Here is a 9567-nt window from a genome sequence, read left to right as displayed (position 1 = left end):
TGTACTCGGTGACCGACGGCACATTCACGGCTGGTCAGTCCGCCACGCTCAACGGTCCGGTGGCCGTCTTCGGCGGCGACATCGACTTCGGTGGCACCATCGACGCCCAGCCGGGGAAGGGCTTCCAGCTCAACCTCACCCCGGGTGACGGGAACACCGCCACCCTGACCGGAAACGTCGGGTCGGTCAATCCCCTCGGCGGGCTGGCCGTCTACGCCGTGGTCAACGGTACGGCGGCGATCAACGCACCGGCGAGCATCGCCCTGCGGGGCGACCTCGGATTCGCGGCGGAGAGAGGCATCGACATCGGCAACGACGTGACGGCGTCTTTCACCGGCGGTGGTCTGATCCAGAACTTCACCGGAGCCGGAATCGTCATGGGCGCATCAGAAGACTCCGTGCTCCAGGGCCTCGTCATCAACAGCAACGGCAAAGACGGCGTGCAGGTCACCGGCGCCAAGGACCTGCGCATCACCGGCAACAACATCAGCGGCAACGGCTCTGACGGCATTCATCTCGAGGACTCCACCGACGCCCAGATCACCAGTAACACCCTGTCCGCCAACACCGCCGACGGAATCATGGTGAAGGGCGGAAAGGGCAATGCTGTTCTGTCCAACTCGATCTTCGGCAACACCGGGATGGGCATCGAACTGACCGACGACGGCAACGATTCCCAGTCCGCGCCGGTGATCGACTCCGCAGCACTGACGGCAGGTAACACTCAATTGATGTTGCAGGGCAAGGTTATTCCCGACCAGGGATACACCGGCACGTTCGAAGTCCAGGTGTTCTACACCCCGGCGAGCACGACGATCGCCGACGTCCAAGGACAGCAGTTGATCTACACCGCCACCGCCACAACCACCGACGCGAAGCCCACGAGTTTCACCTTCACGATCCCGGTGTCCTCGTCGGTGGAGAGCGGCGGCTTCATCACCGCCACGGCCACCCCGACCACCAAACCGAGGAATACCTCCGAGTTCTCCAATGTCGGCACAATACAAGCGGCACCCAACCCGCTCTAGAACCGAACGGCCGTCAAGCGATAGGTTGCGCGCATGAAGATTCTTCTGGTGGGTGCCGGCGGCGTCGGCTCAGCATTTTGCGCGATCGCCAAGCGGCGGGACTTCTTCGACCAGATCGTGGTGGCCGATTACGACCAGGCCAGCGCCCAGCGGGCCGTGGACGCCGTCGCCGACCCGCGCTTCACCGCAACCCGGGTGGACGCATCCTCGGAGGACGCGGTGGCCGATCTGGTTCGCCGGCACGGCTCCACGCACGTGATGAACGCCGTCGATCCCCGCTTCGATATGCCGATCTTCCGGGGCGCCCTGGCCGGTGGCGCCAACTACGTCGACATGGCGATGAGCCTGTCGCAACGCCACCCGGACAAGCCCTATGAACTGACCGGTGTGAAACTCGGCGACGAGCAGTTCGCGATGGATCCGCAGTGGCGGGAGGCCGGCCTGCTCGCCCTGCTCGGATTGGGTGTCGAGCCCGGTCTGGCCAATGTGTTCGCCCGGTACGCCGCCGACCATCTGTTCAGCGAGATCGACGAACTCGGGACCCGCGACGGTTCCAACCTGACCGTCGACGGTTATGAGTTCGCTCCGTCGTTCTCCATCTGGACCACCATCGAGGAGTGCCTGAACCCGCCGGTCATCTGGGAGAAGGGCCGCGGCTGGTTCGTCACCGAACCCTTCAGTGAGCCCGAGATCTTCGACTTCCCTGAAGGCATCGGACCGGTGGAGTGCGTCAACGTCGAGCACGAGGAAGTGCTGCTGATGCCGCGCTACATCGACTGCAAGCGCGCCACCTTCAAATACGGCCTCGGCCAGGAGTTCATCGACGTCCTCAAGGTGCTGCACAAGCTGCGCCTGGACAGCACCGAGAAGGTCAAGGTCGGCGACGTGGAGGTCAGCCCCCGCGACGTGGTGGCCGCCTGCCTGCCGAACCCGGCGCAGCTGGGACCGGTGATGAAGGGCAAGACCTGCGCCGGGCTCTGGGTTACCGGCACCGGCAAGGACGGCAAGCCCCGATCGACCTACCTCTACCATGTCGTGGACAACGAGTGGTCGATGACTGAGTACGGCCATCAGTGCGTGGTCTGGCAGACCGCGATCAATCCCGTTGTGGCACTGGAACTTCTCGCCAACGGCACCTGGAGCGGTACGGGCGTGATCGGACCGGAGTTCTTCGATTCGGTGCCCTTCCTGGAGTTGCTCAACGCCTACGGGTCGCCGTGGGGGCAGAAGGAACTCACCGTCTGACGGGGCGGGATCAGCCGCGGTAAATCCACGGCTGCCGCGGCAGGCCCGCCGGATCGAACTTCGTCAGCAGTTCGTCGGGGTCAGCCGCTGGCCAGCCCAGCGACTCGGTGATCAACGCCCAGGCGCGGGGCACCCCCAACTCCGCCAGGGTGACCGCCCCGTCGCGCTTGGCCAGCCGCTTGCCCGCGTTGTTGAGCGCCAACGGCACATGGGCGTAGACCGGCCGCGGGTAGCCCAACAGTTCGGCCAGATACGCCTGCCGCGGCGAGGAGGCCAAGAGGTCGTCGCCGCGCACCACCTGGTCCACCCCGGCGTGCGCGTCGTCCACCACCACCGCAAGGTTGTAGGCCGTCACCCCGTCGCCGCGGCGCAGCACGAAGTCGTCCACCATGCCGGTGTAACTGCCGTGGATGAGGTCGGTGACGGTGTAGTCGCCGTCGTCGTCGGTGCGTAGTCGCAGCGCCGGCGGGCGGGTTCGACGCCGCCGGTCTCGCTGCGCGGCGGACAGCGTGCGGCAGGTACCCGGATAGGCACCCTCAGGTGCGTGCGGGGCCCGGGGCGCCTCGAGGATCTCCCGTCGGCTGCAGAAGCACTCGTAGACCAGATCGCGCCGGATCAGGTTCTCGACCACCGCGTCGTAGCGCTGCGGGTGGTCCGACTGCCACTCCGGGTCCTCATCCCAGGTGATCCCGATCGCGGCCAGGTCGGCTAGCTGCCGCCGGCCCACATCGTCGTGGGTGCGGTCGTCGAGATCCTCGACCCGGATCAGGAACCGCCGGCCGGTCGAGCGGGCGAACAGCCACGCCAGCACCGCGGTGCGCAGGTTGCCGATATGCAGGTCCGCCGACGGGCTGGGCGCGAATCGGCCCGCGCCCGTGCTTCTCACGCCCGCAATCTAACGTGGAAGGCGTGGATCTGCCCGTGACGCCGCCGGTGCAGCCCATGCTGGTCAAAGCGCAGGCCACCATGCCAGTACACCCAGGCAGCTCAGCGGGCGGCTGAGCGTGCCGACCAGGCCGCGGTGTGGTTGATCTCGATCGAAGGGGCTTCTACAGCAGAGGACCGGCCCTCCCCTCGGAAGGCCGGTCTCCGCTTGCCGGACGTATCCGTTACGCCGGCGACGATGAGCCGTTAGGACCCTGTATGCCCTGCACGGCGGGTGTGCCGACTGCCGTGCCGCCGGCTCCGCCAAAGCCACCCTTGCCGCCGCCGGTGGAGTCACCGCCGAGACCGCCGTTTCCGCCTAAACCGCCGCTCACGTCGGCCGTGCTGGCCGCGGTCGCCAGCGCGCTGCCCGCGGCCCCGCCCGAACCGCCGGCAGCACCACCATTACCGCCGGTGCCGCCCCCACCACCGATGCTGACTCCGCCCGGCGAAACACCGATCAGGGTGGCCGCGCCGCCGGCGCCGCCGGCACCGCCGGTGCCGCTGGTCGAGGGGCAAGATCCCGGTGACCGACGTCAACGGTGAGGCCCACTCGTCGGTGATAGTCCTCCGGCGCCGCAGTGGCTGGATCGCAGCCGCGGGGAATCCGCTGACCGGTTTTTCTGGTCACCATCGCCCGCGAGTACCTCGCGCGTGGCCGCGGCTACGCTGCGAGCTTGGCCCAGGAGTACTTCGTGACCCCTCGAACGGTAGTCAGTTGGGTCGAAAAGGCCCGCGCTCGTGGAATTCTCAGCCCGCCACCCAGTTCCGGGGCAACCGGCGGTCATCTGCTGACCGAGTAAGCGGGCAAGGGGCATGCGGCCTCACTGCCCGAGCCGGTTCAGATCAACGGCGAGTCAACCCGGTAGCCGGCGCGTCGATCTACCGGGATTTCGGCGAACCGACTCATGGGGCCCGCCCGGTTTGGCCCAGGCTCGGCACGAGATCTTCGATCTGGAAAGCGGCGGGCTGCTCCAGTTGCACAAAAGTGCAGGAGCGGGGATCTCGGTCCGGCCGCCACCTGCTGAACTGGGCGGTGTGGCGGAAGCGTTGGCCCTCCATGTGGTCGTAGCGGACCTCGACGACACGCTCGGGGCGAAGCGGCACAAATGAGAGGTCCTTGCCGGCGTTCCACCGCGACTGCTCGGTCACTCCGCTGCTCTGGTTCGCCCACTGCCATGGGTGATCGTCGAAATCGGCTGCCAACGGACGCAATTCGGTGAAAAGGTCGCGGCGTCGGGCCATCGGAAAGGCGCCGATCACACCTACAGACGCCAAGGTCCCGTCGTCGCGGTAAAGGCCGAGCAGCAGCGACCCGATCGCGCTGTCGCAGGACTTATGCGGCCGGTAGCCGGCCACGACACAGTCCGCGGTCCGCTGATGCGTGATCTTGAACATCGCCCGCCTATCGGGCAGGTAAGGAATCGTGAGCGGCTTGGCGATAACACCGTCGAACCCGGCGCCCTCAAGTTCGCCGAACCAACGCTGTGCAGTCCCGAGGTCGGAGGTAGCCGGCGTGATGTGAAACGACGGGCCTGACCCGACCAGCGCCTCAAGGAGTGCGGCCCGGCGAACTGAGAACGGCTCACCGGTGTAGTCGCGCTCGCCGAGTGCCAGCAGGTCGAAGGCGATGAAAGACGCCGGGGTGGTGTCAGCGAGCGTGCGCACTCGCGATGCGGCTGGATGGATGCGCTGCTGCAGCGCCTCGAAGTCCAATCGGCCGCGGGCGGCGATGACGATCTCCCCGTCGATGACGCACCGTTGCGGCAGTTCAGTCAGCGCGGCCGCCAACAGTTCCGGGAAGTAACGGGTCAGTGGCCGCTCGTTGCGGCTGCCGAATTCCACCTCGTCGCCGTCGCGGTAACAAATCGACCTGAAGCCATCCCATTTCGGTTCATAACAGGCACCCTCGGGGATCACCGGAACCGACTTGGACAGCATCGGCGACACGGGCGGCATCACGGGCAAATCCATTGACCCATTGTGCCCTCGGCGGCAAGGGGTTGCCGTTGTCGGCCAGGCGGCGTCGTGCTTCATCGCCGCGGACTCGCAGGTGTGTAAGGCATTCCTCCAGGGCCGCCACCTCCCCAACCATCCTCGGTCGCGTGCCTCGTTGATGCGGTATTCGGCGTTGCGCGTCATGTCCGCGATGCGGCCGAGTTGTGCGGGTCCCGCGAAGGAACCGGCATCGGGTGCAGGCGTGTTCGTGGCAACGAGGTGTTCGGGAAACACAGCGGTGTATCCGCGAGTGGTCGCCGCGACGCTCGACACCAGCTTCGGCAGTGCTCCGCACGCTCCCAAGCGATCAGCCGCTCGTTCTGAAAACGAAACCACCGCAGCAAGTCATAGGCGTAACTTCGAGGCGTGAGCGGTCTGCAATCCGATGCTGCCAGTTCCCGCCGATACGACGATGCGGCCGCATGCTCCGACTCAGGGAAGATGGCCTACGACCAAATGGAGGCAACCGGGGCCTGGCAGCGGTTCCGCCACACCGTGCGACTCATTCGGTGGCGGCCCGACCGCGACCCGGCCGGGTGCACCTTCGACCAACTCGACGTGCCGTTGCATCACGACCTCAACGATGTGCTGGCAGCGCAGTGAGCGCCGCGGCCGAGGAGATCGACGTCGATGGTGTCGCGGTGCGAATCACCAACCGGGACAAAGTGTTCTTCCCCAAACTCGGTGCCGCCGGGACCAAGGGCGCACTGATCGACTACTACCGGACCATCGCCGACACGATGCTCATTGCACTACGCGACCGCCCGACCCACCTGCAACGGTTCCCCGACGGCATCGACGGTGAGATGATCTACCAGAAGCGGGTTCCGCAGAAGCATCCGGACTATCTGAAGACCTGCCGGGTGAGCTTTCCCTCCGGACGCACCGCGGACGCGCTGATGGTCACCCACCCGTCGGCGATCGTGTGGGCCGCTCAGATGGGGGCAATCACCCTGCATCCCTGGCAAGTTCGCTGCCCGGACGCTGAACACCCCGACGAGTTGCGCATCGACCTCGACCCGCAGCCCGGTACGGGTTTCGCCGAAGCCACGGCCGTCGCCGCGGGCGTCCTCAAGCCCCTGCTCGATGAACTCGGACTGGTCGGCTATCCGAAGACTTCCGGAGGCCGGGGTGTGCACGTGTTCCTGCGGATCACCACCGACTGGGACTTCATCGCGGTGCGCCACGCGGGGATCGCCCTGGCCCGCGAGGTCGAGCGCCGGGCACCGGATCTGGTGACCACGGCATGGTGGAAAGAGGAACGAGGACAACGGATCTTCATCGACTACAACCAGAACGCCCGCGATCGCACCTTCGCCGCCGCCTACTCGGTGCGGCCGACTCCGATCGCGACGGTGTCCACACCCTTGACATGGAACGAACTCGCTGCCGCCGCCACCCCCGACGACTTCACCATGGCGACGGTGCCGACCCTGGTCGCCGATCGCGGTGACCCGATGGCTGGACTTGACTCGCTGGCCCAGTCAATCGAGCCACTGCTGGCGATGTGGGCTGCCGACCTTGATCGCGGTCTGGGCGATCTGCCGTATCCGCCGAACTATCCGAAGATGCCGGGGGAGCCGAAAAGGGTTCGGCCGAGCCGGGATCGGGACTTGAAGGGGCTGAACGAACCGACGGACTAGCGCGGTGTCGAGCGTAGGGAGTACTCGCCCGACTCGGGTTCACTGCCGGCGTGACGGCCTTGTCGGCTAACTGGCATGCTTGAGGGCATGACCGAGCCGACGTTCGGAGGCATCGAGGGCGGCATGCCGCCGCCGTACTACCCCCCGCCCGGCCCGTACCCCCCGCCCGGCGCATATTTCGACCCCGCAGCACCGTATGGCCGGCATCCGCTGACCGGTGAGCCGCTGTCTGCGAAGTCCAAGGTCGTCGGCGGGTTGCTGCAACTGCTCGGTCTTATCGGGATCGTCGGTATAGGTCGGATCTACCTCGGCTATACCGGGTTGGGCGTCGCCCAGTTGATCGTCGGTTTGGTCACCTGCGGTATCGGCGCGGTCATCTGGGGACTCATCGACGCGGTTCTGATTCTCACCGACAGGGTGCGCGACCCGGCGGGCCGGCCTCTGCGGGACGGGACCTAGTCCCCACCGGGGGCAGCCCGTCCGCACCCCTCGCAGTTAGTTGAAGATCCGGGAATCTCGCCTTCGAGAGTGCTCGACGGGTCGACGTCGATTGCCCTGGATCGTGAAGTGGGGGCAGCCTGCGCCCAGACCAGTTCCGCCGCCCGATGTCGGACGTTGCCGGTTTACCGGCCCGGAATGCCCGAAGGCCGCTGCGCTCTCAGAAAAGTGTGGTAGACACTCAGCAAAACTTAAGGGTCAAACCGCCACTCTCCGGGGAGTCGTAATGTCCACACGTAAAGCCATGCGCCGTCGCGTCCAGCCCTACGCCTGGCTCGGAGCGGGTGCGGTGACACTCGGTATGGGCGCCGCGATGGTGGGCGGCACTGCCGTGGCCTTCGCCGATACCGGCACCGACTCCGCCTCCGCCGCTTCGGGGGGCACCTCCAGCGAGGCCTCGACGACCAAACGGGAACCCGCCCAGACCAGGACGACGCGGGGTCCCCGGGCCAGTGCGGCCGCCGACAGCGACGCGGCTCCGGCCCGCCGCGGTCAAGTGCGGATCGTCGAAACCGCCCCCGAACCACCACCCGAGCCGGCCGCCGCGGAGACACTTCCGGCTGTCGACGAGCCGCAACCCGCCCAAGAGGCCCCCACTCAGGACGCCCCCGCTACCGATAACCCACTGCCGGCTGCCGCCGCACCGGCCACCAAGCGTGTCACCACCCCGCTCAGCCGGGGATTGACCGCCGAGCTGGACGCCCCCGCGCTGCCGGCTCCCGCTGCGGCACAACAGGATTCGCTGGAGTTTGACCAGCAGGCCGCGACCCTGGAGTTTGACCAGCCGGTCGCGACCCCAGCCCTGGCAGTCGTCGGCGACCCAGCCCCCAGCATGGAGTCCTGGCTGCCCGGCGGCGCCAACCCGGGCACCGCGATCGTTCCCGGCCAAAAGGTCAAACTGGCGCTCCAGCAGATCGAACAGGCGCAGGCTCTGATCAACGAGGCAACGTGGGGGGCGGGCAACATCCTGGCCGGCTTCGGCGCCTTCGGCCCGCAGGCCGCGCTGGCGACCGCACAATTGATGCTGTCCATCTGGGGTTCGAGCATCACCAACGCGCAGAACTTCGTCGCCAGTACGGTGGGCAATCCCCTGATCCACGGAATCGCCCAAGCCAACCTGCAGAACCAACTGCTGTGGCCGGCCCTGTCGGACGCCTCGCTGGCCACGGCGTCGCTGCTCATCCCGACGCTGGGCTGGTTCGGTGCCGATATCGGCACGGCGGAAGCCACGGTGCTCGCCGCCCGCCAGAACGGCAAGATTTACGCCCGGGTTCCGATCCGGATCAAACTCGGCACTCAGCCGATGGTCAACGTGAAGATCAATGGAGGCCGCAACGCGGACCTCCTGCTGGACACCGGTGCCTCGGGGCTGGTGACCACTCGTGACAAGGTCGGTGACGGCTCACTGGGCGCCAAGGTCGGCGGGGGCCAGAGCTGCTTCAGTGGCGGACTTTGTTACAACTACGAGACCTACAACACCACGGTTGATCTCGGTGACGGGGCGGTGGGTACCGCACCGGTCAACATCGTCACCGACATTCCCGGTGATCCCAACTACGAGAACAGCGTCGCGAACTTCAAGCAGTTCTTCTCGTGGGGGTCCGACGGTGTGCTGGGCGTTGCGGCGAACAGCCCCGGGCCCGGCCCCGTTCCGGTCCCGACTGCTGCGATGCCCGGCGAGTTGAGCGACGGCCTGCTCATCCATCAGAACGTCTATCCGTTCGGGCTCGGCGGCTACATGATCCTGGGGCCCAACCTGTACCCGACGAGGGTGTCGGTGCCGGGTGCCTCGGACACCTACGTGAAGGTCAGCATCAACGGAGGCCCCAAGCAGAACGCGGGGGCGATCATCGACTCCGGCGGCGTCTACGGCACCTTGAACCGCTCGCTGTTCCCACAGACAGGGTCATCGGTGCCGGTGGGCACCAAGATCGACGTGTACGCCATGGACGGCACCACGCTGCTCTACAGCTACACCACCCAGGGCGGCGAGGCGGCTACCCCGTACATCGAGTCCGGTCTGTTCAACACCGGTAACGCGCCGTACGCCCAGGGCCCGATCTACATCAACTACGGGTTCAACGAGCCGTACGGCATCGGGTCGACGGACTTCGCCATCTGGTGACGCGCTGCCTCCCGGACACCATTGGGACCGATCCCTGAAAACACCGTAGGGATGATCTAACGAGGGTTACTGTTCGCCCAGGGATTCGTCTTTGGGAGGACGTCAT

8 protein-coding genes and 1 pseudogene are annotated in these 9567 nt (G+C 66.6%); 6 read left to right on the top strand and 3 right to left on the bottom strand.

Annotated elements, in window-relative coordinates; translation table 11 throughout:
* Window positions 1-1028 (top strand): right-handed parallel beta-helix repeat-containing protein (locus tag ADBZ5N_RS14780; RefSeq protein WP_526258612.1); only part of this gene is annotated, 1028 nt, incomplete at its 5' end.
* 33 nt (window positions 1029-1061) lie between these two features.
* Window positions 1062-2273, top strand: coding sequence for a saccharopine dehydrogenase family protein (locus ADBZ5N_RS14775; RefSeq protein ID WP_526258610.1), 1212 nt, complete (start codon window positions 1062-1064; stop codon window positions 2271-2273).
* Between the two features lie 10 nt (window positions 2274-2283).
* On the opposite strand, the gene gluQRS is transcribed toward ADBZ5N_RS14775, so the two are convergent.
* The 3 genes from gluQRS to ADBZ5N_RS14760 form a co-directional block, all read right to left on the bottom strand.
* A complete protein-coding gene (gluQRS, locus tag ADBZ5N_RS14770) occupies window positions 2284-3159 on the bottom strand; it encodes a tRNA glutamyl-Q(34) synthetase GluQRS (protein WP_526258608.1) in 876 nt (291 codons plus the stop codon).
* Window positions 3160-3382: 223 nt separating this feature from the next.
* Window positions 3383-3532 carry a hypothetical protein gene (locus ADBZ5N_RS14765; RefSeq protein WP_526258606.1) on the bottom strand — a complete coding sequence of 50 codons (150 nt, stop codon included), beginning with the start codon at window positions 3530-3532 and terminating at the stop codon, window positions 3383-3385.
* Window positions 3533-4103: 571 nt separating this feature from the next.
* Window positions 4104-5171, bottom strand: coding sequence for an ATP-dependent DNA ligase (locus ADBZ5N_RS14760; protein ID WP_526258604.1), 1068 nt, complete (start codon window positions 5169-5171; stop codon window positions 4104-4106).
* A 462-nt stretch (window positions 5172-5633) separates the two neighbouring features.
* Here ADBZ5N_RS14760 and ADBZ5N_RS14755 point away from each other — a divergent pair.
* The 4 genes and pseudogenes from ADBZ5N_RS14755 to ADBZ5N_RS14740 all read left to right on the top strand — a co-directional run.
* A pseudogene (locus ADBZ5N_RS14755) lies at window positions 5634-5798 on the top strand (ATP-dependent DNA ligase); the annotation flags it as partial.
* Window positions 5795-6838 (top strand): non-homologous end-joining DNA ligase, encoded by a 1044-nt coding sequence (gene ligD, locus ADBZ5N_RS14750; RefSeq protein WP_526258602.1) that lies wholly within the window; start codon window positions 5795-5797, stop codon window positions 6836-6838. The pseudogene ADBZ5N_RS14755 and the gene ligD, both read left to right, overlap by 4 nt.
* A 75-nt stretch (window positions 6839-6913) precedes the next feature.
* Window positions 6914-7297 carry an NINE protein gene (locus tag ADBZ5N_RS14745; RefSeq protein WP_526258600.1) on the top strand — a complete coding sequence of 128 codons (384 nt, stop codon included), beginning with the start codon at window positions 6914-6916 and terminating at the stop codon, window positions 7295-7297.
* A gap of 265 nt (window positions 7298-7562) precedes the next feature.
* Window positions 7563-9461, top strand: a complete 1899-nt coding sequence (locus ADBZ5N_RS14740) for a PecA family PE domain-processing aspartic protease (RefSeq protein ID WP_526258598.1) — start codon at window positions 7563-7565, stop codon at window positions 9459-9461.
* The last annotated feature ends 106 nt before the right edge of the window (window positions 9462-9567 follow it).

The organism is Mycobacterium sp. (genome assembly GCF_044370595.1).
Lineage (GTDB): Bacteria > Actinomycetota > Actinomycetes > Mycobacteriales > Mycobacteriaceae > Mycobacterium.
Note: the sequence above shows the minus strand (reverse complement) of the source record. Positions and strands in the feature narration are given on the sequence as shown.